The following is a 22,657-nucleotide window of genomic DNA, read 5'->3' on the forward strand; positions in this document are numbered from 1 at the left end:
CGGTCGGAGCCAAGCGGAGATTGCGAGACGGAGTGGGGGGCGCCTTACGAGACCCCCACCCCGCTTCGCAAAAGCCGCCCCAAGCGGCATTTGCTGCGCGACCCTCCCGACAAGGGGGAGGGTAAAGTCCCTCAAAACCGCTCCAGCTTCGCCCTCACCTTCGCCAAAAACGCCGCCCGGCTCCGTGGAGTCGAGGAGTCCATCAGATAATGCGCCAGGAAGAACGTCCGGCAACGCGTCGCGCACAGCGCCCGCATGCCGCGCAGCAGGGTCTTGCGGCCGGGCTGGCCGACGACGACGACGCTCCACCAGGTCGGCGCGCCGCAGGTGGTGATGACACCGACCTTGGTCACATGCGTCATCAGCGACTTGATCCGTCCCTTGCCGGCCGGCAGCTTGAAGGCGACATCGGTCGCCCACACACGGTCGAGCCAGCCCTTCAGCATCGCCGGCAGCCCGTACCACCAGGTCGGATAGACAAACAGGATCGCCTCGGCCCAGTTGAGCAACTCGAAATGCGGCTTCAGCGCCGGGTCCTGCGGCGCCTGGTCATTGTAGGAGCGCCGCTCGTCGCATCCCATCACCGGATTGAAGTTCTCGGCATAGAGGTCGAGCAGCCGCACCTCCCAGCCTCTTCGCGTCAACACCTCGACGGCGCTGTCGCGAATGGACGCGCAGAAACTCTCCGGCACCGGATGGCAGTAAACCACCAGCGCGCGCATCAGAATGCGTCCATGCTGGCCGCGACCTTGGCCGTGAAGGCATCGCGCGTTTGATCGGTCGACAGGTTCATCGCGTAATGCGCGAGATAGCTCACCGGCGCGCCCGGTTTTACCGTGGCACGCAGCATTCGCTTGATCAGCCTGCGCGGCGGATCGCCCATCAGCACAGCGCGGAACCGGCTGCCGCCATAGGTGGTGACCGCGGCGACCTTGCGGATGTTGTGCAGCGATGGCTGCACCTTGCCGTTGACCAGCTTGAAGGACACGCCGGGCAGGAAGACGCGGTCGAAAAAGCCCTTCAGGATCGCCGGAAAGCCATAATTCCAGACCGGATAGGAAAGCACCAGTGCATCGGCCCGCAGCAGGCGCTCGACATAAGGTGCCACGGCGTCGGTGGCGCCGCGCTGATTGTGGTAGTCCAGCCTCTCCTTGCGCGTCAGCCGTGGGTCGAAATCCTCGGCGTAGAGATCGCAGTCGTCGACCGTATGGCCCGCTGCCGTCAGTCGCTCGACGATCATCCGATGCAGGCCGGCATTGAAGCTGGTCTCGACCGGATGGGCGTAGAGGACAAGGATGTTCATCAGCCTGCCTTCTGCAGCCCCTTGAACAGGAATGTCCGGCCCGAGCGGTAGTCGTAGTCCGGGTTTTCCCAGGCGATCATCTTGCCGGGATTGAGCAACCCCTGCGGATCGGTCTCGCGCTTGAAGGCGAGTTGCACCTCGTCGGTCTGCTTCATGCCGCCCTCTTCCAGCGTGTAGCGGTGCGGGTTGAAGATCCAACAACCATTGTCCTCATGGATGCGGATGATTTCGTCCAGCCGCTCCGCCGTGGTGAAGCGCACCAGTGGCAACCCCGCGACACCGATCGCGCCGTCAAAGCGGATGAATTCGAGATGCGCAGGTACCTCGTCACCAAAGCGATCGACCATCGCCTTGACGTGGGCGAGATGATCCGGCGACGGATAACGCGCCTGCAGATAGGTAATGGTGGGTTCGACCCTGATGGCGCGCAGCGTCGTGTGGTTCCACGTCAGCTCATAGGCCGGCGGCAACCCCTTGAGATCGGCTTCCTCGTCGGCACGGAAGACGATCTCGCCCTTGCTGCGTGCCGTGAAGGCGACAAAGGCATCCATCGCGTGTGGCGCGATCATGCACACGACGATGCTCTGTTCGCGCCGGAAGAACCGCTGGTGCCGCTTGAAATAGTCGTAGGGGATAGGCGCGGCAATCGGTGTGATCAACTTCGCCAGTATGCCGTCCTGGACGGCGAGGTCGTTGCCGAAGCCTGCCGCGCCCATGAAATCGTCAAAGCCGACGATGACATCGATCCAGTCGTAGCTGGCGGTCAGCGGCATCTCGACCTCGGTGATGATACCGTTGGTGCCGTAGGCATGCATGACCTTCAGCACGTCCTCGCCGGTGAGATCCATGACGCGCGGCTCGGCCTCCATCGTCACGGTCCTCAGCCGGATGACATTGCCGAGATCACGCAAGCCACCCCAGCGGATCGAGCCGACACCGCCCGAACCGCCGGCGACAAAGCCGCCGATCGAGGCCGTGTTGTAGGTCGATGGCGACATGCGCAGCTCCTGGCCGGAATGCGCCCGCGTCGCCTTGTCGATATCGGCCAGGATCGCACCCGGTCCGGTCACCACGCGCCCAGGCGCGATCGACTTGATCTCGTTCATGTCGGCGAGATTGAGCACCACGCCGCCCGAAAGCGGCATCGCCTGGCCGTAATTGCCAGTGCCGCTGCCGCGCGGCGTCACCGGCACGCCGTGGCGATGACAGGCGGCAAGCACGCGGATCACCTCGGCCTCGCTCTTCGGCGTCACGATCAAGTCGCCGGTGACATGGTCGAGTTGCTGCTTCAGCACCGGGCTGTACCAGTAGAAGTCGCGGCTCTTCTGCTGGACGATGGCTGGATTGTCGTCGAGCTTCAGGCCTTCGAGATCACGTTTGAGCGCCGAAACATCCATCATTCCACCATCAGTTCGTCGAGTTCGGCATAGTCGGGCAATTGCCGATCGATAGCACGACCGCCGCGCACGACGATGCGATCCGATTCGGGGCGCGACAGCAATTCGGTCCAGCTTCGACCTTTGAACACGATGAAGTCGGCATCGCCGCCAGCGGCAAGCGTGCCGAAGCCATCGAGCCGCATCACCCTGGCCGGCGTCGCGGCGACCGCTTGCGGCCAGTCGGCAACCGGATGATCGAAATGCAGGATGCGCGTCGCCATGCGGTAGACCTCGAGCATGTCGAGATCGCCATAGGCATAGAAGGGATCGCGCGTGTTGTCGGAAGCGACGGCGACCGGAATACCCCTCGCCTTCATCTCATGCAGCAGCGTCACGCCACGCCAGCGCGGCGTGGTATGATCGCCGCGCCGGTCCTGCAGGTAGAGATTGCACATCGGCAGAGAGACGACTGCCAGCCCGGCCTTCGCCACCTTGTCCAGCGTATCGAGCACGTCGAGATCCGGCTGCCGCGCCAGCGAACAGCAATGGCCGACGAGGATGTTGCCCTCGAAGCCGTTCCACAGAGCGGCCTCGGCGATCTTCTTGAGCGAGATCGCGGCAACGTCGTCGGTCTCGTCGGCATGGAAATCGAGGTCGAGACCATGCTGGATGGCTTGCGCGAAGACGTGGTCGAGCAACTCCTCCAGGTCCGGCACCATATAGGTGACGACACCGAGAACACCCTTGGCGGCGGCAACACTTTTCGCCAACCTGTCAAACCACTTCCTCTCGCGCACACCCTCGATGCCGATCAGGCACGCGCCCTGCATTTCGATGCGGCCGCGCCATCTCTCGCGCATCGTCTCGAAGACCGGCCAGGAGATCTCCTCCTGCGGCGCGACGCTGTCGAGATGGGTGCGTAGCGCCCTGGTGCCGTGCGCGTAGGCTGAGCGCAAGGAAAAATCCATGCGCCGTGCCACGTCCTCGGCGCTCCAGCGGGCGGCGCGATCGGCGCCGGCGGCGTTCAGCGCGCCCATGAACGTGCCGTCGGGATTGGGTTTTCGCGGCCAGATATGGCCCTTGTCGATATGCGTATGGCAATCGATGAAGCACGGCAGAACGATGCGGCCAGCGAGGTCGATCGCATCGGCAGGCGCTTTCGATCGGCCATGCGCGGTGATGCTGGAAATCTTGCCGTCAGCGACAGCGATGTCGGCAAGCGCGAAGCCGTCGCGGTCGAAAGCAGCGCCAAATCCCGGTGTCAGGGACGCGTGAAGCCGGGCGTTGGTGAGCCGGTATGAACCTGTGTTCGGGATCAAGGCGCTAGCGCTCCTGCTTCAGCGCGCTTTCGTGCCAGCGCCGCAGAATGAGATGCGAAATCAGCGACAGCACCAGGAAGATCAGGATGCCGGTAAGCGAGATCAGGAACAGCGCCGCGAACAGTCGTGGTGCATTGAGCCGGTAGCCAGCCTCGATGATACGCGAGGCGAGCCCCGACGACTGGCCGGTAGCGCCAGCGACGAACTCGGCCACCACGGCGCCGATCAGCGACAGGCCGCCGGCGATCTTCAATCCGCCCAGGAAATACGGCATCGCCGCCGGCAGCCGCAGATACCGCAACTGCTGCCAGCGCGTCGCGCCATTGAGCTTGAACATGTCGCGCAGATTGCGGTCGACGGAGTTGAGACCGAGCGTGGTGTTGGAGAGGATCGGAAAGAAGGCGACGATCCAGGCGCACAGCAGAAGCTTGGTCGTCTGGTTGTCGACATAAATGTTGATCAGCGGAAAGATCGCCACGATCGGCGTCACTTGCAGCACGATGGCGAACGGGAAGAACGACATTTCGACCCATTTCGATTGCGCGAACAGCACCGCCAGCCCGACTCCGCCAACGACGGCTAGAAGCAGACTGAGGAAGGTGATGCGCAAGGTGACCAGCAGCGAGGAGAACAGCAGGCCGGCATCGCTGTACAGCGTCGACAACACGACGCCGGGGCGCGGCAGGATGTATTGCGGGATCGCGTTCCATACGCAGATACGATCCCACAGCCAGATCGCCAGGATCATGATCGCCAGCGGCAGAACCCACCGGCCGATCCGCTCGAGCCGCTCCTGGCGTACCCGACGCGCTTCCTCGGGGTCGAGCTTGAGGACCCTCTCGTCAATGGCCGTCATGATGCGCGCCTGCTGTTGAATTGATGGCGTTGATCAGCACATCGGAGGTCTGCCGGCAGAGCGCCGCATAGTCGGGCGAGGTGCGAAACGCCTCGTCGCGTGGATAGGACGCCTCGATCGCGAGTTCGTCGAACACCCGGCCCGGCCGCGCCGCCATGACGACGACGCGGTTGGAGAGAAAGACGCTTTCAAAGACGCTGTGCGTGACGAAGACGACGGTGAAGCGCTCGTCCTGCCACAGTTCGAGCAGATCGTTGTTCAGCTTGAAGCGCGTGATCTCATCGAGTGCCGCGAACGGCTCGTCCATCAACAGCACCCGCGGTTTCGTCACCATGGCGCGGGCGATCGAGACGCGCATCTTCATGCCGCCGGAGAGCTCGCGCGGCACCGCGTTTTCGACGCTGGTCAGGTGCACCCGCGCCAGCATCTCCATCACCGCAGGCGCCGCCTTGGCGCGGCTGACGCCCTTCAGCCGGAGCGGCAGCCAGACATTGTCGAAGACGCTGGCCCAGGGCAGCAGGGTCGGCTCCTGGAAGACGAAGCCGATGTTCGAGCGATCGAGCGAGCCATCGGCGCGCCAGTCGAGCACTCCGGAGGTCGGCGTCGACAGGCCGGCAATCAGCCGCAACGCCGTCGACTTGCCGCAGCCAGACGGTCCGAGCAGGCTGAGGAAGTCGCCTTCCCGGATCGTCAGGTTGACATCGCTGAGCGCCGTCACGCCATTGGAAAAGACCTTGCCGACGCCACGCAGCGCCAGCAACGTCGGAACCACGCCGGACGCGCTCGCCGTCGTCTGCGCCACCTTTTCCTGTATCATGCCGGGACCGGCCTATTTCTTCAGCTCGAGCCCCACACCCTTGTTGACGAAGGTCAGTGTGTAGGCCTTCTTGATGTCGATGCCTTCAGGCGTGACCTTGGCCTTGACCATCTTGTCGTAGAAGCTCTTGATCCGTTCGTCGGTCATGGCGCCGATACCGAGCTTGTCGGTGTCGCCGGAATCGGCAAGGCCGAACTTCTTCATCTGCTCGATCGAGAAGGCGATCTGGTCGTCCGTCATGTCAGGATTGTCTTTCTTGATCATGTCGTTGGCGGCCTTGTTGTCACCGTAGAGATATTTGTACCAGCCCTTGGCCGAGCCATCGACGAAGCACTGGACCACCTCCGGCTTCTTGTCGATCGTATCCTGCATCACTTCGATCGTCGTCGAGTAGGTGTCCCAGCCATAGTCGGCGAGCAGGAACTGATTCGGCACGAAGCCGCCTTCCTTCTTGACCGCGAACGGCTCGGAGGTGACGTAGCCCTGCTGGATCGACTTCTTGTTGGCGAGGAAAGGCGCGGTGTTGTAGGTGTAGGGCGCGCGCTTGGCGGCGTCGAAGCCGAGCTCGATGACCATCCACTGGAAGAAGGTCTGCGCGCCCTCGTCGCCCAGTATGTACTGGTCGGCGTTCTTAAGATCCTCCCATTTGTCGAGCCCCTCGCCGGGGTGGGACATGATGACCTGCGGATCCTTCTGGAAGTCGGCCGCCACCACCCGCATCGGAATGCCTTGCTGGACGGCATCGAAAGCCGACAGCAGATTGCCGCCCATGTAGAAATCGATCTTGCCGGCCAGCAGCATCGGCCGGCCGCTGACCTGCGGGCCGCCCTGCATAATGGTGACGTCGAGGCCGCAGGCGGCGTAGGTGCCGTCCGCCACGGCCTGATAATATCCGCCATGTTCCGGCTCGGCCAACCAGTTGGTGCCGAAGGTGACTTTTTCATTCGCCGCCGCGCCGAGCGTGCTGGCCGCAAGCAGGGCCACCACCGCCACCGAGATCTTCTGTCTTCCGTACATCGACACCACCCTTTGTTTGCTCCGGCGCGCCACGCGCCAGGCTCGACACCAAAGATTCAAGAAGCAAGACACATGCCACCGGCACCTCGTACCGGGACCGCCCGCGTGAACGACATTGCCATGCCGGAGGCGGACGGGTCATGCTGTACGGAAGGCATCGTGCCTATTTTTTGAACGCCTGTCCACAATCGCCCCAACGACATGCACCGCCATCTTGAAGGTGTAACGCATCCGGTCTTAGGCTACCGGGAAACCGGAGATTGCCATGTTCAAATTCCTCATCCCGAAGTCGATCAAGCCGCCCTTTGCCCGCTACAGCCACGGCGTCGAGGTGCCAGCCGGAAAGCGGCTGGTGCTGTGCTCGGGCCAGGTCGCCATCACGGCGGACGACCAGATTCCCGAGGACGCCGGCGCGCAGGCCGAACTCTGCTTCAAGAACATCGCCGCGATCCTCGCCGAAGCCGAGCTGGGGCTCGGGGATATCGTGCGCATCAACGCCTACGTCACCGACCGCGCGCATCTGCGGCCCTATATGGACGTTCGCGACCGGCTGTTTTCCAGCCCGGCACCGGCGTCGACGCTGATGATCGTCTCCGGCTTCGCCCGACCCGAATTCAAGGTCGAGGTCGAGGCCATCGCGGCTGGGTGATCGACAGGCCGCCCGTCCCGCGCTAGGTCTGGCCGTTCATCGAAGAGGCATGACATGACCGCTGCAAAAAAACGCGTCTGGTGGGGCGACTACCGGACCACCGAATACGCCTCGATCGATCCGGAGGCGACGATCGCCGTGCTGCCGCTGGCGGCGATCGAGCAGCATGGCCCGCATCTGCCGGTCTCAACCGACACCTCGATCATGAACGGCATGCTCGACACGGTCATCGCCCGCTTGCCTGACGATCTAGACATCCGCATCCTGCCGGTCCAGGCGGTGGGCAAGTCGAACGAGCACCTTCACGCACCGGGCACCCTCACCCTGCCGGCAACGACCCTGGTCGAAGCCTGGACCGAACTTGGCCTGTCGATCGCGCGGGCCGGCGTGCGCAAGCTGATCGTCGTCAATTCGCATGGCGGCAACGAGGAGATCATGGGCATCGTCACGCGCGAATTGCGCGTGCGCGAAAAAATGCTGGCGGTGAAGACCAGTTGGCAACGTTTTGGCCGGCCGGCCGGCATGTACACCGAGATTGAGGACCGTCACGGCATCCATGGCGGCGATGTCGAGACCTCGCTGATGCTGCATTTCCGGCCGGATCTCGTCGACATGGCCAAGGCCGACAATTTCGTTTCCAACGTCGCGAAGGCCGAAAAGGAATTCGCGCTGCTGCGCCACACCGGCACCCATGCCTTTGCCTGGATCGCCAGCGATCTCAACCCCAACGGCGTGGTCGGCGACGCCAGCATCGCGACTGCCGAGAAAGGCCGGCTGACATCAGAATATCAGGCCGACGGGTTCATCAGCCTGCTCAGGGATGTGCGCAGTGCGAAGCTTGCCGAGTGGCTGAAGTAGCAGATTTCAGCTGTCGATCGTGAGGGCAAAGGGCTTACCTTCAAAGGCATCCGCGCCGCGCCCGATCGCCTGGATCGCCTCGATCATGCGGCCCTCGCGACCGAGCAACGCGTCGGCCACCGCGATCAGCCGCGGATTGGGTGTCGCCGATGGCGACAGCGCCCGCAACGTCCGTGCCAGCTCGGCCTCGTCGCGTTTCGGCGCCAGCGCGGCCGCGATGATATAGGCTGAAGCGGTCGAGCGGCTGATGCCGGCATAGCAATGCACGACCATCGGCCTTGCCCGGTCCCAGCGGCGCCCGAAATCGAGCAGGTTGCGGACATGCTCCTCGCCCGGCATGGTCATGCCGTCCTGCCCCACCGCGATGTCATGCATGACCAGATGCAAATGGTTTTCCCTGGCGATCGAAGCTGGGCGCACCACCTCGGTTCCCGCTGCCAGGAGGGACAACAGCCGCTCAGCGCCGGTCCTCGCAACTGTTTCCTCGACTTTTGCCAGCGAACAGACATGGATCATCATCACGCGATCTCCCTGGCGCCATCGTCGCGCCGTGACGCCCAGGCGGCAAGAGCGGATTCGAGCCGCTGCCATTCCTCCTGACTCCCCGGCAGGCCGGCGCGCAGCACGTTTGGTCGGCCGGAGAAATGGCGAAGCAGGATGCCGCGCTTGCCAAGCGCGGAAAACAGATCGGCGGCATCCGGCAGATTGACATAGCGGAACAGCGTGGTGCCGCCCGCGACAGGAACGCCGAAGCGGCCGAACAGCGCATCGAGTCGCGTCGATGCAACCGCCAGGGATGCCCGCATCGCGTCCTGCCAGCCTGTGTCGGCAAGCGCGCGGATGCCGTATTCCAGCGCCGGGCCGGCGACGGCCCATGGTCCGAATTGCATGTCCAGCCGTTTGATCGTCGGCGCGTCGGAAAGCGCAAAACCGAGCCGCAGCCCGGCCAGGCCAAAGAACTTGCCGAACGAGCGCAGCACGACGATACCGCCCTGTTCGACATCACTGGCGAGGCTGTGCTGACGCGGGCCGACATCCATGAACGCCTCGTCGACGACGAGCAGCCCGCCCTTGGCGCGCATTCCGGCGGCCAGCGCCAGCAGCCTGTCGCGCTCGATGACCCGTCCATCCGGATTGTTGGGATTGACGACGATGGCAAGGTCGGCTCCCGCCAAAGCCGCGAAATCGTCGACTTCCGTCACCGCGTGCCCGGCGATCGCCGCTGCCCGCGCATGTTCGGCATAGGTTGGGCCCAGCACCAGCGCCTTGCCGGGCGCGATCAGCGATGCGACGCGCGGCAACAGGATCTGCGTGCCGGGGGCTGCCACGACGTTGACCGGCGAAGGCGCGCCATAGGCGCTGGCCGCGACCTCAACCAGATCGTGGGCGCGCGCCGCTTCCGGCAACCGCGACAGGGTGGTGGCGGGCAGGCCGAAAAGCGGATAGGAGTGCGGATTGATACCGGTCGAGAGGTCGACGAAAGGCAGAACGGCATTGGGGAACAGCGCCCTCGCCCGGCCAAGACTTCCACCATGATCCACCGCTCCTTCAAGAAGCTTCATGTCAATCCTGATCGCTTTCCTGTCATTGGCCGTCGAATTCGTCCTGGGCTACCCGGACTGGCTGTTTCGCGCCATCGGCCATCCGGTGACGTGGTTTGGCAGGCTGATATCCTTTCTCGACCGCAGGCTCAACTACGCGACTGATCCCGACGCGCTGCGTCGCCGACGTGGTACCCAGGCGCTGCTGGTCATCGTCCTGGTGCCGGCGGCGATCGGCCTCGGCGTGCAGATCCTGCTCTGGTTCATCCCAATGGGACTGATCATTGCCGCCATTCTGGCGACGTCGCTTTTGTCGCAGAAGAGCCTTTACGAACATGTCGAGGCCGTGGCCGACGCGCTCGACACCGGTGGCCTCGCTTTGGGTCGCGTTGCCGTCTCGCGGATCGTCGGCCGCGATCCGGAAGCGCTCGACCGGGCGGGCGTCTGCCGCGCGGCGATCGAGAGCCTGGCCGAGAATTTTTCCGACGGCATCGTCGCCCCCGCCTTCTGGACCGGCGTCGGCGGCCTCGCCGGCGGCGCCGCCTACAAAGCCGCCAACACCGCCGATTCGATGATCGGCCACCGCACCCCGCGCCACGAGGCTTTCGGCTGGGCGGCGGCGCGCTTCGACGATTGGATCAACCTGCCGGCATCGCGGCTGACCGCGCTGCTGATCGTGCTGGCGGCTTTCCTGGTCAGGGGCGCCGATCCCCGCGGCGCCTGGCATGCGGTGTGGCGCGACGCGAAAAAACACCGCTCACCCAATGCCGGCTGGCCGGAGGCGGCGATGGCCGGTGCGCTCGGTCTGGCGCTCGCCGGACCGCGCAGCTATGGCGGCGTACTGGTGGACGACGTCTTCATGGGCCAAGGCGGGCGGCGCGATGCCGATAGCATCGACATAAGGCGAGCGCTGAAACTCTATCGCGTCGCCGACTATCTGCTGATCGCGCTTTTTGGGGCGATTTCCATCATCGTCATTGCGGCGTGACGGGTCGATCGCCGTTCAAAATTCTATCCCCTGCTGCGCCTTCACGCCGGCCGAGAAATGGTGCTTGGTCACGCCCATCTCGGTGACGAGGTCGGCGGCTTCGACCAGCGCCGGCTTGGCGTTGCGGCCGGTGACGACAATATGCAGGCCCTCGCGCCGGGCCTTCAGCGCCGCAACCACCTTGTCGAGATCGAGGTAGTCGTAGCGCAGCGCGATATTCAGTTCGTCGAGCACCAGCAGGCTGATCGACGGATCGGCCATCAGCTCGAGCACCTTGGCCCACGCAGCTTCGGCGGCGGCAATGTCGCGCTTCAGATCCTGTGTCTCCCAGGTGAACCCCTCGCCCATCGCATGCCAGACGACGCGGTCGCCGAAGGCGGCAAAGGCGTCTTTCTCGCCGGTATGCCATTTGCCCTTGATGAACTGGACGACGCCGACGCGCTTGCCATAGCCGAGCATCCGCAGCGCAAGACCAAAGGCGGCTGTCGTCTTGCCCTTGCCTGGGCCGGTGTTGACGATGAGCAGGCCCTTCTCGATCGTCTTGGCCGCGACTTCGGCATCCTGCACGGCCTTGCGCTTGGCCATCTTCGCGCGATGGCGTTCTTCTTCCTTTTGGTCGATCTCGGTCATGTCATTTCACCTTGAGCGGCAGCCCCGCCACCATCAGCATCACCGTATCGGCGACTGCGGCGACCTGCTGGTTGAGCCGGCCGGCGGCATCGCGGAAACGGCGCGCCAGTGCATTGTCCGGCACGATGCCTTGCCCGACTTCATTGGAAACCACGAACCACGGCCCACGTGGCCGCGACAGCACAGCCGCCAGCCGCCGGCATTCCAGGTCGAGATCATGTTCGGCCAGCATGTGATTGGTCAACCACAGCGTCAGGCAGTCGACAAGCACCGGCTGATTGTCCGGCACGGTCCCCAGCGCGCCGGTCAGATCGAGCGGCGCGTCGACGGTCGTCCAGCCTTCGCCGCGTCGCGACCGGTGCAGCGCGATGCGTTCACGCATCTCGTCATCATAGGCTTGAGCCGTGGCGATATAGGCCCATGGCGAGCGCAAGGCCGTCGCCAGCGTTTCGGCGTGCGCGCTCTTGCCGGAGCGCGCACCACCGATGATGAAAGTCAGCTTGCTGCGATCAGGCAAAGCTGTCGCGCAGGCTGGTCGCGGTGCCGGTGAAGCGGCCGCGCACCACCCCGACAACCACGCCAAGCACCAGCCAGAACACCAGATTGGTCAGCGTCACCGCCACCACGAACTGGTGGTGCAGGCCCTCGGGGATCGCTGTCTCGAAGCTCTCGGGCTGTGGCGCGCCAACGACATGCGGTGCCACGATCAAGGCCACACCCAGGATCGCCAGCGGCAGCGATTTGCGGAAGGCGATCAGGCCAAGACCGGCCGCGGTCGCCGCAACCGTTGCCCACCACCAGATCTGGCGCTGGGTGAGATCGGCCGCCGGCATGGCCGGCAGTTCCGGCGGCAGGCCGAGGCCCGGCGCCAGCGTGAACACGGCAAAGCCGGCCAGTCCCCAGAACACGCCCTGACGCCAATTGCCGATACCTCCGGCGAATTCGGAAACCGCGACCAGGATCAGGGCGAAGCCGATTCCGGTGACGATATTGGCAAGCACGCTGAAGGCGAAACGCTCGAAACCGTCGGCCGGCGCCCAGCCTTCGTCTTGCGCCGCCGGAGCGGCTGCTTGCGCCGGGGCGGCAGAGCTCATGGCATTCGCCGCCGGGGCGGCCGTGCTCATGGCATTGGTATCCGTTGCGGCCGGTGCGGCGTGGTCATGGTGATGGCCGCCGCCGGCCTGTTCGTAGACTTCCGCCTTCAGGATCAGAGGCACGGTGGCGTAGGCCTGCATGCAGGCGAGAACGACGCCGGCCACGAGCCCTGCGATCGCCGCGATGAACACGACGTTGCGAAACAGGTTCATGATGTCAGGCCCTTGTCAGTGGCAGGGAAACGCCATCGAATGGCGATAGTCGTGGGCGGCATTGTGGACCGCATCGATATGCGAGAAGCCGACAAAGCCCATCACGAAAATGCCGAGAAACGCAGCAAGAGCGAGCTGCATGAAGCGCGACTGCGAGGATACGGAAGCGCCGAGCGAGACGGAAGCGGTATTCATGTCTTGTCCTTTCGCCCTCCACCCGAGGGCATCGAAGTCAGTTTCCTGTCGCCGGCAGGTCTCCTGGCTCGCGGTTCAGCGCCCTTCCCCACCTTCCCGAAGAGAAATCTTCAGTGGCATATGGAGAGGACTACCGCACACAGTTGCGGGGGCAGCCACGGCATTGGGCGAAAACTCGCCCGCACCGCATTCCCTCTTGGCTCCAAAATGGAACCGACGACATCAGCGACTATAGGCAGAATCGTCGCCTCCGGCAAACCAAATTCCACCGCCAACCATCGTGAATGCGTCGTGCCACCAGGCGGTCCACCGGTGCGGCAATTGACAATTTTCCTGGCCGGGTGTCGGCTGGCGCGTCACAGGACGCCAGCCATGCAGCCCAGCCCGAGCCAGCACGATCCCTACAACGGCCTCACCCGGGCCGAACCGACGCTGCCATCGTCAGCCTATTGGGATGCGGACAGCTATCAGCGCGACCTCGATGCGATCTGGTACAGAAGCTGGCTGCTCGTCTGCCGCGAAGCCGACCTTGCCCAACCGCTTTGCTTCCGCACCTTCCGCGTCGGCACGCAGGAAATCGTCCTGTTGCGTGACGAGACCGGCGAACTGCGCGCCTTCCACAACACCTGCCGACATCGCGGCTCGCAGCTTTGCCAGGAAAGCGAGGGGCGGCTGAAGGCGCGGCTGATCACCTGCCCCTATCATGCCTGGTCCTACTCGCTGCGCGGCGATCTCGTGCGCGTGCCGTCGAAATCGCTGCCGGATGGCTTCGACAAGGCCAACCATCCGCTCTATCACGTCGCGCTGTCAGTGTGGCGCGGCTTCGTCTTCGTCAATTTGCAGGAGGACGCCGCTGGCTCGGCGCAGGCATCCTTCGATCCCGCCTCCGGCGATCTCGGCAACTGGCCGCTGGAGACGCTGGTGAGCGGCCATGTGCTACGCAAGGTGATGAACTGCAACTGGAAGATCTTTTGGGAAAACTTCAACGAATGCCTGCATTGCCCGGGCGTCCACAAGGACCTATCGCGGCTGGTGCCGATCTATGGCCGCGGCCTGATGAGCCGGCACGACGACCCCCAATGGGCCCGCCACGCCGACAATGACGCGCCGGAATTTTCCGGCGGCTTGCGCGCGGGCGCCGAGACATGGTCGCGCGACGGCCAGGCGCATGGGCCGGTCTTCTCCGGCCTCACACCAGCCGAACGCGCCGCCGGCCAGACCTACGCCACCAACCTGCCGTCGATGTTCATTGTCGGCCATGTCGACTATGTCCGCACCGTGCGGCTGGTGCCCCTTGGGGCCGAGCAGACCGAGCTTGTCGCCGAATGGCTGTTCGCGCCCGAGGCGCTCCCGGCGACCGACATCGACAACATCATCGCCTTCGGCACCCAGGTGCTGGAGGAGGATGCGGCAATCTGCGAGGTCAACCAGAAGGGCCTGCGCTCGATGCGCCACGCGGCCGGCGTGCTGATGCCCGAGGAATATGATCTGCACCGCTTCCACAACTGGGTGCGCGAGCGGCACGCGGCGCTTTCGCCGACGCCCTGATCCTCAAAGCGACTTCGGCAGATACCGCCAGGTCACAAAGCCGCAAACCGCGGCCAGCAGACCGAGCGTGACGAACACCGAGCCGAGCCCGAAGAAGGCCAGCACCACCGAATAGACCAGCGGCGGCGTCAGCTCGGAAAAATCGAGATAGGTGCGGTAGACCGCCGCCATCTGCGCCCGCTCGTAGGAGCGCACCGAGCGCATGAAGGCGGTCGAGCCCAGCGCGTCGAGCGCAATGGTGAAGAAGGCGCCGCACAGCAGGAAGGCACCGGTAAGCAGCGGCGCGGTTTCGCCCACCGCGCCCGCCGCCATGAGCATCGCCGACATGGCGAAATAGGCGAATGTCATGGTCCTGCGGCCACCGAAGCGCTTTCCCGCCTTGCCCCAGAAGATAGCCATGAACAGCAGCGCATTACCGGCCGAAACCAAGAGGCCGCCGGCCAGCTTGCCCTCGCCGGTGATCACCATGAACAGCGGCCCATAAACGAAGAACGTCGTCCAGAAGCAGGAACGGCCGAAGGCGATCAGCCATGCCAGCCTCAACCTTGGTTGCGCGACGAAGCGGCCGATATTGGCGAGTGGGTTGGCGGGCCGGGTCTTGCCCGGGCGGATCGAGGGGTTGTCGCCAAGCCGGTAGGTCCAGAACAGCGCCAGCAGGGCAAGAGCGAACACGGCCACGGCACCATGCGCGGCATAGATGCCGAAGCGCGTGTAGAGGAAGATGCCGAGCGTCGGCCCGCCCGTCCAGGCGAACATCGACCACGCCATGCGCAGCGATTCGGCCTGCATGAAGTCGGTCTTGCGGATGTGGTCCATGATGTAGAGGTTGAGCGTGATCGACAGCGCGCTGGCGCCCATGACGCGGCACAGCATGCCGGCCAGTTGCCCGGCAAGCGTGTGCGTGACGAAAAACAGCGAGCCGATGGCCAGAAGGCACGCACCGGCGGTGTAGACCCAGCGTCGGGCAAAGCGGCGGATCAGCATCGGCATGAACAGCGTCACCGACAGGCCAAGCAAGGCCACGATGGTGTAGAGGATCGAGACGATCTGTTCGTTGTGGAGGATCTCGTAGGCCTGGATCGGGATGACGCTCGACACTATGGCGCGGGCGAAGGATTCGACGGCATAGAGTGAAGCGAAGGTGCCCGCATCCGCGGCCTTGAGGGCCGGAAGCCAGACCGGATGGCGCACATGGGTGGACATTGCTTCCCCAAAGCAGAATCGCGGCATCAATCTGCCGCCGCGATCCATCCCCCGGTAACAGGAAACCGACGCCTTCCCGGTAAAATGCGAAATCGGTCAAAGGCTTTCCGGCACTGGCCCAAAGCCGCGCCTGATCCGGCGTCCACTGCGCCGTCCGTACCGAAGCTGTCGACCTTCTTTTGTCCAGTGCAACCGTGATAGTCGTCTTGCGGGGCTGAATCAGATCGCGAGACCATGAGCATCCATACGCCGACCGCACCCGTTCAGGATCAACCGAAGCGCATCGTCGCCATCGACATCGTGCGCGGCATCGCGCTCATCGCCATGGCGAGCTACCATTTCACCTGGGATCTGGAATTCTTCGGCTACACCGATCCTGGCCTGACCGCCTTCGGCTTGTGGAAGATCTACGCGCGCTGCATCGCCTCGACCTTCCTGTTCCTGGTCGGTGTCAGCCTGTACCTCGCCCATGGCCGGCGGATCCGCTGGAACGGCTTCTGGAAGCGTTTCGCCATGGTCGCCGGAGCGGCGATCGCCATTTCGGTCGTCACCCGCATCGCCACGCCGGACGGCTTCATCTTCTTCGGCATCCTGCACGAAATTGCACTCGCCAGCCTGCTTGGCCTGCTGTTCCTTCGGCTGCCGGCGCTGCTGACGCTTGTTGTTGCCGCGCTCGTCATCGCGGCGCCCGTCTATCTGCGCCTCGAGGCTTTCGACCATCCGTGGCTGTTGTGGGTCGGCCTCTCGGCAACCAGCCCGCGCTCCAATGACTACGTTCCGCTGTTCCCCTGGTTCGGCGCGGTGCTCCTCGGCATCGCCGCGGCGAAACTCGCCTCCGCCTCCGGCGTACGGGCGCGCCTGGCGAGCCTCACGCCGGGTCGTTGGGCCAATCCGCTGGTCTTCATCGGCCGGCACAGCCTGGCTTTCTATTTGATCCACCAGCCGCTGCTGATCGGCTGTGTCTGGCTGTTTTCGCAAGTGATGCCGGCCAAGGTCGAAACCCCGCAGGTGAATTTCCTGAAGACCTGCCAACTGTCGTGCGAGCAGTCGCGCGACACCGAATTCTGTGCGAGCTATTGTGTGTGCATGCTCGACACGCTCGAGGGCGAGGCCTCTCTTGATCGCCTCTACAACAACGACCAGACTGCGGACTGGAAGGCGCATCTGTCCGATCTCGCCGGAATGTGCACCGCCAAGACCGAAGACAAGATGACTGAGGGAGGGGCACAATGACCGAGAACCAGCCGAAGCCGGGGCTCATACCGTGGCCGCCGCTGATCTACATCGCCGCCATCGCCATCAGCGTCGCCCTCGGTCTTTTCTATCCCCTGCCCTGGATCGGCGACCTGCTCGGCGACATCCTGTTCGCCGCCGGCTGGGTGGCGCTGTTCGGCGTCGCGGCACTCTGGTTCACCGCGATCCGCACAATGACCCGGGCCAAGACAACGCTCAACCCCAACGCGGTGCCCGATCACCTCGTCACCACAGGTCCCTTCGGCATCACCCGCAATCCGATGTATCTGGCCAACACGCTGCTGTTGATCGGTGTCGGCTTTGTTTCGGGGATCGCATGGTTCCTGCTGTTTGCCTTCATAGCCGCCTTCGCTACGCAGAAGGTCGCGATCGAGAGAGAGGAAAAGATCCTGGCGGCGAAGTTCGGCAAGAAATACCGCGACTACGCCAAACGCGTGCGGCGCTGGATCTGAGGCGCGACGGGATCAGTCAGAAGCCTTGCCTGGCGCGCCTGCCGTGTCCGGAAGCAGTTTCCGGCCGACATAGAACAGCACCGGGATCAGCAGCACGATGGCCAGGACAATGGCGGGCGCAGTCAAGGCGAAGCCGGTCGCCGAAATATATCCCTCGCGAAATGCCTGATGTAGCAGAGCCGCGGTGACCGGCAGGTTCAGTGCGAGAGCGGTCGCGGTCCCCGGCATATAGCGACGCGTGACCATTGTGACGAGGAGATGTGGAAAAGCCACGTTGAGCAGCATCGCAAGCGCGTAACCCGACAGGACGTAGGCGCCGAAACTCTCCCGTCCCTGGACAGTGGCGAGCAAAGCCGCAGCGCCGGCAAGAACAACCAGCACGAACACCGCGAACCGGAATTCGTTGGCTCCGACGGGACGGTGCCAGCGCCCCGCCCGCTCGGACCAGGCGGGCAGGAAAACCGCCTCCTCCAGATTGTGGACGGTGACCGCGGCGGCAAACAGCCAAGCGAGAGTGATGAACATGACGTGATCGATCGCCGGTTCAAGCCTTCACGGTTCCTGGCGGCGAGACATCGGAGCAACCGCACCGGTCAGGTGTTGACGCCGAGCTCCACCAGCCGCTCGACGCAGGACTCTTCGGCCTGGTCGAGTTCGGCCAGCGTCTCCTCGAGGTCGCGGCGCTTCTGCCGCAGATCCTCGCGCTTTTCCTCGATCCGCTTGATCATCAGCTTGAGTTGACCGACCTCGCCCGGAGGCTCCTTGTACATCTGGATGATTTCGCGGATCTCGTTGATCGAGAAGCCGAGCCTCTTGCCGCGCATGATCTGGCGGATGAGATGGCGATCGGATGGGCGAAACAGCCGCGTGCGGCCACGCCGCACCGGCTGCACCAGCCCCTCGTCCTCATAGAAGCGCAGCGTCCGCGTCGACACGTCGAATTCGCGGGTCAGTTCGGTGATCGAATAATATTCCCGCATCGTCACTCCAAATGCCGGAATCCCGGGTGATCGCCATGCGGCATCGCCCTCCCGTCCCGAACCAAACCCATGCCAAGCCGGAATCGACACAGCACCCCGCGCAAGCCTCGCACGGCATTTACGTAAAAGTCAATTGACGGCGCTACGCATGCTTCAGGGCACCCCGAACCACCACGTGGCAATGCCAAGGAAGGCGAAGAAGCCGACGACATCGGTGACCGTGGTGACGAAGACCGCCGAGGCGACCGCCGGGTCGACCTTGAAACGGTCGAGCAGCAGCGGAATCAGAATGCCGGCCAAGGCGGCCGCGAACATGTTGATGATCATCGCCGCGGCGATGATGCCGCCCAGATTGTTGTCGTGGAACCAGGTCGCGGCGACGATGCCGATCAGGATGGCGAACACGATGCCGTTGATGAAACCGACGCCCATCTCGCGGCGGATGATGCGGCCGGCATTGTAGATATCGAGATCCTTTGTCGCCAGCGCGCGCACCGTCACCGTCATCGTCTGCGAGCCGGCATTGCCGCCCATGCCGGCCACGATCGGCATCAGCACCGCCAGCGCCACGATATGCTCGATCGTGCGGTCGAACAGGCCGATCACCGAAGCCGCCAGAAAGGCGGTCAGAAGATTGACCAGCAGCCAGGGAACGCGCGAACGCGAGGTCGAAAAAATACTGTCGGAAAGCTCTTCGTCGCCGACACCGCCCATGCGCAAGAGGTCTTCTTCCGCTTCCTGCTGGATGACGTCGACGACGTCGTCGATGGTCAGCACGCCAACCAGCCGCTCGTTCTCGTCGACGACGGCGGCCGACAAGAGGTCATATTGCTCGAATTCCCGCGCCGCCTCTTCCTGGTCCATGGTGGCCGGAATGGCGTGCCGCGTCTCATGCATGACCTCCTCAACCTTGACAGCGCGCTTGGTGCGCAGGATCTGGTCGAGGTCGATGGCGCCAAGCAGCTTGAAGGTCGGATCGATGACAAAAATCTGGCTGAAGCGCTCGGGCAAGTTCTTGTCCTCGCGCATGTAGTCGATGGTCTGGCCGATGGTCCAGAACGGCGGCACCGCGACGAACTCGGTCTGCATGCGCCGGCCGGCCGTCTCTTCCGGATAGTCGAGCGAACGACGCAGCCTGATCCGCTCGGTGAACGGCAGTTGCGACAGGATCTCGTCCTGGTCTTCCTTTTCGAGGTCTTCGAGAATGTAGACCGCGTCGTCGGAATCGAGCTCCTGCACCGCCTGCGCAATCTGCGCATTGGGCAGGTTGTCGACGATCTCCATGCGGATCGCCTCGTCGACCTCGGTCAGCGAGGAGAAATCGAAGTCGGCGCCCAACAACTCAACCAGCAGGCGGCGCTGTTCGGGATGCAGCGCCTCGAGCAGGTCGCCAAGCTCCGACTGGTGCAGATCGTCGACTTCATGCTTGAGCGTGAGCGTGTCGCGATCGGCGATCGCCGCGCCGATCTGGGCCAGGAACGACGAAAGGACGACGCCGTCCTCGCCATAGATGTCGGCGTGGTGCTCGTCGGCGGCCCTGGCGCCGGTCGTCCGTTCGTCCTGGCCTTCCACTAGCGCCTCCCGCCATCGCGATCCCGGAAAAGGTGCCTCTCAGGTCTAGAGCATCGGACCCAAAAGTGGAAACCGGTTTTGGGAGAATCCGATGCTCAAGAAGAAGGTGGCGTAACGCGCGGGAATATCAAACGAAATGAGCCCAGCCCGCCGTTGGGCCGGAGGCCGACACAGATCAGATTCTGGGAAGAGAAAATGGTGCGGTCGAGAAGACTCGAACTTCCACGGGTTGCCCCACAGCGACCTCAACGCTGCGCGTCTACCAATTCCGCCACGACCGCACGTGGTAGGAGCCGGAACCGACCGGCTCGCGGCGTGTAGCAAATCGTTTCCGGCGAAACAAGTGCACGGCAAGCAATAATCTCCGGCGATTGGCATAACACTCCACAGGATTGGAAAGCGTGGCCGGAGCTGGACGTTTCAGCCTGATATCGCCATATGGAGAGCAAATGCATATCGCCCAGGAGTGCAAGGCGGTTTTGGGTACGATATGCATAAGCAAAAGCGACACGCCATGCCAGAACGCAGCCAGATCGCCACGTCGTTCCTGCCGTTGCCCGGTTCAGCGCCGGTCGAATGGCGCATCGAGCCCGGCCTCACCGCCTATCCCGATGCACTTGCCTTCATGGAGGCTCGCGCCGAGGCGATCCGAAGCGGCACCGCCGGCGAAATGGTCTGGCTGGTCGAGCACCCGCCGCTCTACACCGCCGGCACCAGCGCCCGCATCGAGGACCTGATCGACGCCAACCGCTTCCCGGTGTTCGCGGCGGGGCGCGGCGGCGAATACACCTACCATGGGCCGGGCCAGCGGGTCGCCTATGTCATGCTCGACCTGAAACGGCGGCGCGAGGATGTCCGCGCCTTTGTCGCCGCGCTCGAACAGTGGATCATCGGCACGCTCGCCGCCTTCAACGTGCATGGCGAGCGCCGCGAGGACCGCGTCGGCGTCTGGGTGGTACGGCCGGATCGCCCTGCCCTGCCGGACGGCTCACCGGCCGAGGACAAGATCGCCGCCATCGGCATCAGGCTGCGGCGCTGGGTGAGTTTTCATGGCATCGCCATCAATGTCGAACCAGATCTCGACCATTTCGGCGGCATCGTGCCGTGTGGCGTGCAGGACCACGGCGTCACCAGCCTCGTCGACCTCGGCCTGCCCCTGACAATGGCCGATCTGGACCTGGCGCTGAAATCCGCCTTCGAGGACGTCTTCGGTCCCGTCACGGCGTCGCATGTGGAAGCGGCCCGCAAGATCGGTTGACGCTTCCGGTCTGCGACTCTGTTCAGGTCAACTGCGCCGACGCCCACAAGACGCCATAGCCATGGATGGCGAACACCGCCAGCAGCGCTGCCGCCATGGCGAGGCGGTCGATAGTGCGGATCGGCTTCAGCTCTTGGCGCGGCTTTACCCCGCTGCCAACGGTCAACAGGCTGAGGATTGAAAAGATCGCTCCGGCCGCGAGCAGAAAGCCGGAGGAGAAGCCGGCCTGCCGGCCAAGCGCCAGGAAGGCAGAAAGCAGGAAGAACGAGGCCAGCGCCAGCGCGATCGGCCCCGGACAGATCTGGCGCAGCACCTGGCCGCCGTCGAACTTCCAGACCGGCACGAGATTGGCGATGTTGAACAAGGCGACGCAGCCAGCCAGCGTTGCCAGCAGCATCGCCGCCAGCCGATGTCCTTCCGCGCCGGCAAAGGTACTGGCGGCGATGACGACCGGTACCAGGAAGGCGGAAAAGCCGGCGCCCATCAACGCCACGAAAGCCACCTCGAAACGGCTGTCATAGGGCCGGCCTCCAATGGCGATGCCGCCGAGCATTGGGATGAAGATCATCCGCGCCTTGCTGTGCCCCATAAGGCGAAACGCCGCCATGTGGCCGAGCTCGTGCAAGGCCACGACCGACGTCAGGATCGCGGCCACCGCCAGCCCGCCGAGGTGAAGGCCGAAGAACGGCCACAGAATCAGCGCCGAAAGACCCGCGAAGCCGACCTGGCTCAGCGGATGCTCGAACCAGCCGCCCTTGCGATACTGTCCGGTCCTGGCCCAGCGCTGCAGCTTGCCGAGTTCGCGGCGCATGGCGAAATAGCGAAACACCAGGAAGGCAACGCCGCGATAGCGGTCGGTCTGTCTGAGCGTCACCCGCGTGCTGCCGCCCTCGGAAACGAGTTCGACGCTTTCGCGGTAGTTCGCCCAGAACGAGGCATCGAGCGCCGTGTCCTCGATGACGCGCATCGAGAAACGGCTACCCTCGACAACCTCCTCGAACCGCGACTTGCGCTCGATCGGCTTGCCGTCGCGGCCTTCCCAGGACAGCACGATGCGGGCCAGGCCCTTCCCGTCCAGCGCCTCGGCGGAAAGGATCTCGCCGGACCAGCCGGCATCGCTGCCCAGCGGCCACAGCGCTTGCCAGAGGCGGTGGCGATCCATCGCCACCAGGCGGCTCAGCCTGACCGTGCGCAAACCAAGCGGCACGGTCATCAAAAGAAAGATCAGCCCGAGATTGCTGGCCACGAGGATGGCCGTGACGATGGGCGGCACGTGACATTGCTCCTTGCCTCAGCAGGGACACCCTAACGTCACGACGGGCAAGAAAAGCTTAACGGCGGAGCGGTCTTTGCCCGCGCCGAGCAGTTCATCGTTTCACGGAAACGCAGAACTGCTCGGTCCCTTTGATTTGGCGCAATTCCCAAGGGAAGGCGCTAGGCGCTTTTCCCGAGAAAACCGTTTCACACATTTCCTGAATTGCGCAGCAACAGCAGCGGCTGATGCCGCCAGCTCACATGGCTCCGATCCAGA

25 protein-coding genes, 1 tRNA gene and 1 riboswitch are annotated in these 22,657 nt (G+C 64.0%); of the genes, 7 read left to right on the forward strand and 19 right to left on the reverse strand.

What is annotated here, in order from left to right; all coding sequences use genetic code 11:
• Window positions 1-131: 131 nt before the first annotated feature.
• The 7 genes from BLS48_RS03265 to BLS48_RS03295 are packed head-to-tail and all read right to left on the reverse strand — an operon-like array spanning window position 132 to window position 6,691.
• Window positions 132-722 (reverse strand): NAD(P)H-dependent oxidoreductase, encoded by a 591-nt coding sequence (locus BLS48_RS03265; protein ID WP_091575518.1) that lies wholly within the window; start codon window positions 720-722, stop codon window positions 132-134.
• Window positions 722-1,303: an NAD(P)H-dependent oxidoreductase gene (locus BLS48_RS03270; protein ID WP_167364921.1), complete on the reverse strand. Its 582-nt coding sequence runs from the start codon at window positions 1,301-1,303 to the stop codon at window positions 722-724. The genes BLS48_RS03265 and BLS48_RS03270 overlap by 1 nt, the downstream gene beginning before the upstream one ends.
• Window positions 1,303-2,700: an FAD-binding oxidoreductase gene (locus BLS48_RS03275; RefSeq protein ID WP_091575519.1), complete on the reverse strand. Its 1,398-nt coding sequence runs from the start codon at window positions 2,698-2,700 to the stop codon at window positions 1,303-1,305. Before BLS48_RS03275 ends, BLS48_RS03270 begins: the two co-directional genes overlap by 1 nt.
• Entirely contained in the window at window positions 2,700-4,001 is a 1,302-nt protein-coding gene (locus tag BLS48_RS03280) for a cytosine deaminase (protein WP_091575520.1), read from the reverse strand. Before BLS48_RS03280 ends, BLS48_RS03275 begins: the two co-directional genes overlap by 1 nt.
• Before the next feature lie 4 nt (window positions 4,002-4,005).
• Window positions 4,006-4,857, reverse strand: a complete 852-nt coding sequence (locus BLS48_RS03285) for an ABC transporter permease (protein WP_091575521.1) — start codon at window positions 4,855-4,857, stop codon at window positions 4,006-4,008.
• Window positions 4,844-5,674 carry an ABC transporter ATP-binding protein gene (locus BLS48_RS03290; protein WP_091575522.1) on the reverse strand — a complete coding sequence of 277 codons (831 nt, stop codon included), beginning with the start codon at window positions 5,672-5,674 and terminating at the stop codon, window positions 4,844-4,846. Before BLS48_RS03290 ends, BLS48_RS03285 begins: the two co-directional genes overlap by 14 nt.
• Before the next feature lie 12 nt (window positions 5,675-5,686).
• Window positions 5,687-6,691 (reverse strand): ABC transporter substrate-binding protein, encoded by a 1,005-nt coding sequence (locus BLS48_RS03295; protein WP_091575523.1) that lies wholly within the window; start codon window positions 6,689-6,691, stop codon window positions 5,687-5,689.
• 265 nt (window positions 6,692-6,956) lie between these two features.
• Between BLS48_RS03295 and BLS48_RS03300 the strand changes: the two genes are divergently transcribed.
• Together BLS48_RS03300 and BLS48_RS03305 are read left to right on the forward strand one after the other, a co-directional pair.
• Window positions 6,957-7,340 carry a RidA family protein gene (locus tag BLS48_RS03300; RefSeq protein WP_091575524.1) on the forward strand — a complete coding sequence of 128 codons (384 nt, stop codon included), beginning with the start codon at window positions 6,957-6,959 and terminating at the stop codon, window positions 7,338-7,340.
• 54 nt (window positions 7,341-7,394) lie between these two features.
• Window positions 7,395-8,198, forward strand: coding sequence for a creatininase family protein (locus BLS48_RS03305; protein WP_091575525.1), 804 nt, complete (start codon window positions 7,395-7,397; stop codon window positions 8,196-8,198).
• Between the two features lie 6 nt (window positions 8,199-8,204).
• Here BLS48_RS03305 and BLS48_RS03310 read toward each other — a convergent pair whose 3' ends face one another.
• Both BLS48_RS03310 and cobD read right to left on the reverse strand, forming a co-directional pair.
• A complete protein-coding gene (locus BLS48_RS03310) occupies window positions 8,205-8,714 on the reverse strand; it encodes a tyrosine phosphatase family protein (protein WP_091575667.1) in 510 nt (169 codons plus the stop codon).
• Between the two features lie 2 nt (window positions 8,715-8,716).
• Window positions 8,717-9,760 (reverse strand): threonine-phosphate decarboxylase CobD, encoded by a 1,044-nt coding sequence (cobD, locus tag BLS48_RS03315; protein ID WP_091575526.1) that lies wholly within the window; start codon window positions 9,758-9,760, stop codon window positions 8,717-8,719.
• Here cobD and cbiB point away from each other — a divergent pair.
• Window positions 9,759-10,727, forward strand: a complete 969-nt coding sequence (cbiB, locus tag BLS48_RS03320) for an adenosylcobinamide-phosphate synthase CbiB (RefSeq protein ID WP_091575527.1) — start codon at window positions 9,759-9,761, stop codon at window positions 10,725-10,727. The two genes, cobD and cbiB, sit on opposite strands and share 2 nt — an antisense overlap.
• Window positions 10,728-10,742: 15 nt before the next feature.
• Here the strand turns inward: cbiB and cobO are convergent, their stop codons facing one another.
• From cobO to BLS48_RS03340, 4 genes are read right to left on the reverse strand one after another with little or no spacing between them, the layout of a single operon-like run.
• Window positions 10,743-11,357 (reverse strand): cob(I)yrinic acid a,c-diamide adenosyltransferase, encoded by a 615-nt coding sequence (gene cobO / locus BLS48_RS03325; protein ID WP_091575528.1) that lies wholly within the window; start codon window positions 11,355-11,357, stop codon window positions 10,743-10,745.
• Between the two features lies 1 nt (window position 11,358).
• Complete coding sequence (cobU, locus tag BLS48_RS03330) at window positions 11,359-11,874, reverse strand: bifunctional adenosylcobinamide kinase/adenosylcobinamide-phosphate guanylyltransferase (protein WP_091575529.1); 516 nt, start codon at window positions 11,872-11,874, stop codon at window positions 11,359-11,361.
• On the reverse strand, window positions 11,867-12,664 hold the full coding sequence (locus BLS48_RS03335; protein ID WP_091575530.1) for a CbtA family protein: 798 nt from the start codon (window positions 12,662-12,664) through the stop codon (window positions 11,867-11,869). The genes cobU and BLS48_RS03335 overlap by 8 nt, the downstream gene beginning before the upstream one ends.
• A gap of 15 nt (window positions 12,665-12,679) precedes the next feature.
• Entirely contained in the window at window positions 12,680-12,859 is a 180-nt protein-coding gene (locus BLS48_RS03340; RefSeq protein WP_091575531.1) for a CbtB domain-containing protein, read from the reverse strand.
• Window positions 12,860-12,895: 36 nt separating this feature from the next.
• A riboswitch (cobalamin riboswitch) is annotated at window positions 12,896-13,092 on the reverse strand.
• Between the two features lie 139 nt (window positions 13,093-13,231).
• Between BLS48_RS03340 and BLS48_RS03345 the strand changes: the two genes are divergently transcribed.
• Complete coding sequence (locus tag BLS48_RS03345; RefSeq protein ID WP_091575532.1) at window positions 13,232-14,407, forward strand: aromatic ring-hydroxylating oxygenase subunit alpha; 1,176 nt, start codon at window positions 13,232-13,234, stop codon at window positions 14,405-14,407.
• A 3-nt stretch (window positions 14,408-14,410) separates the two neighbouring features.
• On the opposite strand, the gene BLS48_RS03350 is transcribed toward BLS48_RS03345, so the two are convergent.
• Window positions 14,411-15,610, reverse strand: coding sequence for an MFS transporter (locus BLS48_RS03350; RefSeq protein ID WP_091575668.1), 1,200 nt, complete (start codon window positions 15,608-15,610; stop codon window positions 14,411-14,413).
• Between the two features lie 234 nt (window positions 15,611-15,844).
• Between BLS48_RS03350 and BLS48_RS03355 the strand changes: the two genes are divergently transcribed.
• Both BLS48_RS03355 and BLS48_RS03360 read left to right on the forward strand, forming a co-directional pair.
• Window positions 15,845-16,843, forward strand: coding sequence for a heparan-alpha-glucosaminide N-acetyltransferase (locus BLS48_RS03355; RefSeq protein WP_091575533.1), 999 nt, complete (start codon window positions 15,845-15,847; stop codon window positions 16,841-16,843).
• Window positions 16,840-17,316, forward strand: a complete 477-nt coding sequence (locus BLS48_RS03360) for a methyltransferase family protein (RefSeq protein WP_091575534.1) — start codon at window positions 16,840-16,842, stop codon at window positions 17,314-17,316. Before BLS48_RS03355 ends, BLS48_RS03360 begins: the two co-directional genes overlap by 4 nt.
• Before the next feature lie 12 nt (window positions 17,317-17,328).
• On the opposite strand, the gene BLS48_RS03365 is transcribed toward BLS48_RS03360, so the two are convergent.
• The 4 genes from BLS48_RS03365 to BLS48_RS03380 form a co-directional block, all read right to left on the reverse strand.
• Window positions 17,329-17,841 (reverse strand): HXXEE domain-containing protein, encoded by a 513-nt coding sequence (locus tag BLS48_RS03365; protein WP_091575535.1) that lies wholly within the window; start codon window positions 17,839-17,841, stop codon window positions 17,329-17,331.
• A 68-nt stretch (window positions 17,842-17,909) separates the two neighbouring features.
• On the reverse strand, window positions 17,910-18,296 hold the full coding sequence (locus tag BLS48_RS03370; protein ID WP_006203215.1) for a MerR family transcriptional regulator: 387 nt from the start codon (window positions 18,294-18,296) through the stop codon (window positions 17,910-17,912).
• A gap of 153 nt (window positions 18,297-18,449) precedes the next feature.
• A complete protein-coding gene (mgtE, locus tag BLS48_RS03375) occupies window positions 18,450-19,868 on the reverse strand; it encodes a magnesium transporter (RefSeq protein ID WP_091575536.1) in 1,419 nt (472 codons plus the stop codon).
• A gap of 196 nt (window positions 19,869-20,064) precedes the next feature.
• Window positions 20,065-20,149: transfer RNA gene (locus tag BLS48_RS03380), tRNA-Leu, on the reverse strand.
• Window positions 20,150-20,382: 233 nt separating this feature from the next.
• On the opposite strand from BLS48_RS03380, the gene lipB reads away from it, so the two are divergent.
• On the forward strand, window positions 20,383-21,126 hold the full coding sequence (gene lipB, locus BLS48_RS03385) for a lipoyl(octanoyl) transferase LipB (protein WP_091575537.1): 744 nt from the start codon (window positions 20,383-20,385) through the stop codon (window positions 21,124-21,126).
• 22 nt (window positions 21,127-21,148) lie between these two features.
• Here lipB and BLS48_RS03390 read toward each other — a convergent pair whose 3' ends face one another.
• Window positions 21,149-22,399, reverse strand: a complete 1,251-nt coding sequence (locus BLS48_RS03390) for a site-2 protease family protein (protein WP_091575538.1) — start codon at window positions 22,397-22,399, stop codon at window positions 21,149-21,151.
• Between the last annotated feature and the right edge of the window lie 258 nt (window positions 22,400-22,657).

Source organism: Mesorhizobium qingshengii, assembly GCF_900103325.1.
Lineage (GTDB): Bacteria > Pseudomonadota > Alphaproteobacteria > Rhizobiales > Rhizobiaceae > Mesorhizobium > Mesorhizobium qingshengii.

Coding starts and splice junctions, on each gene's coding strand:
- cobO (WP_091575528.1), bottom strand. CDS start 11,357: ATGACCGAGATCGACCAAAAGGAAGAAGAACGCCATCGCGCGAAGATG.
- BLS48_RS03345 (WP_091575532.1), top strand. CDS start 13,232: ATGCAGCCCAGCCCGAGCCAGCACGATCCCTACAACGGCCTCACCCGG.
- BLS48_RS03355 (WP_091575533.1), top strand. CDS start 15,845: ATGAGCATCCATACGCCGACCGCACCCGTTCAGGATCAACCGAAGCGC.
- BLS48_RS03290 (WP_091575522.1), bottom strand. CDS start 5,674: ATGATACAGGAAAAGGTGGCGCAGACGACGGCGAGCGCGTCCGGCGTG.
- BLS48_RS03265 (WP_091575518.1), bottom strand. CDS start 722: ATGCGCGCGCTGGTGGTTTACTGCCATCCGGTGCCGGAGAGTTTCTGC.
- BLS48_RS03305 (WP_091575525.1), top strand. CDS start 7,395: ATGACCGCTGCAAAAAAACGCGTCTGGTGGGGCGACTACCGGACCACC.
- BLS48_RS03335 (WP_091575530.1), bottom strand. CDS start 12,664: ATGAACCTGTTTCGCAACGTCGTGTTCATCGCGGCGATCGCAGGGCTC.
- cobD (WP_091575526.1), bottom strand. CDS start 9,760: ATGAAGCTTCTTGAAGGAGCGGTGGATCATGGTGGAAGTCTTGGCCGG.
- BLS48_RS03360 (WP_091575534.1), top strand. CDS start 16,840: ATGACCGAGAACCAGCCGAAGCCGGGGCTCATACCGTGGCCGCCGCTG.
- BLS48_RS03310 (WP_091575667.1), bottom strand. CDS start 8,714: ATGATCCATGTCTGTTCGCTGGCAAAAGTCGAGGAAACAGTTGCGAGG.
- BLS48_RS03350 (WP_091575668.1), bottom strand. CDS start 15,610: ATGTCCACCCATGTGCGCCATCCGGTCTGGCTTCCGGCCCTCAAGGCC.
- cbiB (WP_091575527.1), top strand. CDS start 9,759: ATGTCAATCCTGATCGCTTTCCTGTCATTGGCCGTCGAATTCGTCCTG.
- BLS48_RS03275 (WP_091575519.1), bottom strand. CDS start 2,700: ATGGATGTTTCGGCGCTCAAACGTGATCTCGAAGGCCTGAAGCTCGAC.
- BLS48_RS03270 (WP_167364921.1), bottom strand. CDS start 1,303: ATGAACATCCTTGTCCTCTACGCCCATCCGGTCGAGACCAGCTTCAAT.
- BLS48_RS03295 (WP_091575523.1), bottom strand. CDS start 6,691: ATGTACGGAAGACAGAAGATCTCGGTGGCGGTGGTGGCCCTGCTTGCG.
- lipB (WP_091575537.1), top strand. CDS start 20,383: ATGCCAGAACGCAGCCAGATCGCCACGTCGTTCCTGCCGTTGCCCGGT.
- BLS48_RS03340 (WP_091575531.1), bottom strand. CDS start 12,859: ATGAATACCGCTTCCGTCTCGCTCGGCGCTTCCGTATCCTCGCAGTCG.
- BLS48_RS03285 (WP_091575521.1), bottom strand. CDS start 4,857: ATGACGGCCATTGACGAGAGGGTCCTCAAGCTCGACCCCGAGGAAGCG.
- BLS48_RS03300 (WP_091575524.1), top strand. CDS start 6,957: ATGTTCAAATTCCTCATCCCGAAGTCGATCAAGCCGCCCTTTGCCCGC.
- BLS48_RS03365 (WP_091575535.1), bottom strand. CDS start 17,841: ATGTTCATCACTCTCGCTTGGCTGTTTGCCGCCGCGGTCACCGTCCAC.
- BLS48_RS03370 (WP_006203215.1), bottom strand. CDS start 18,296: ATGCGGGAATATTATTCGATCACCGAACTGACCCGCGAATTCGACGTG.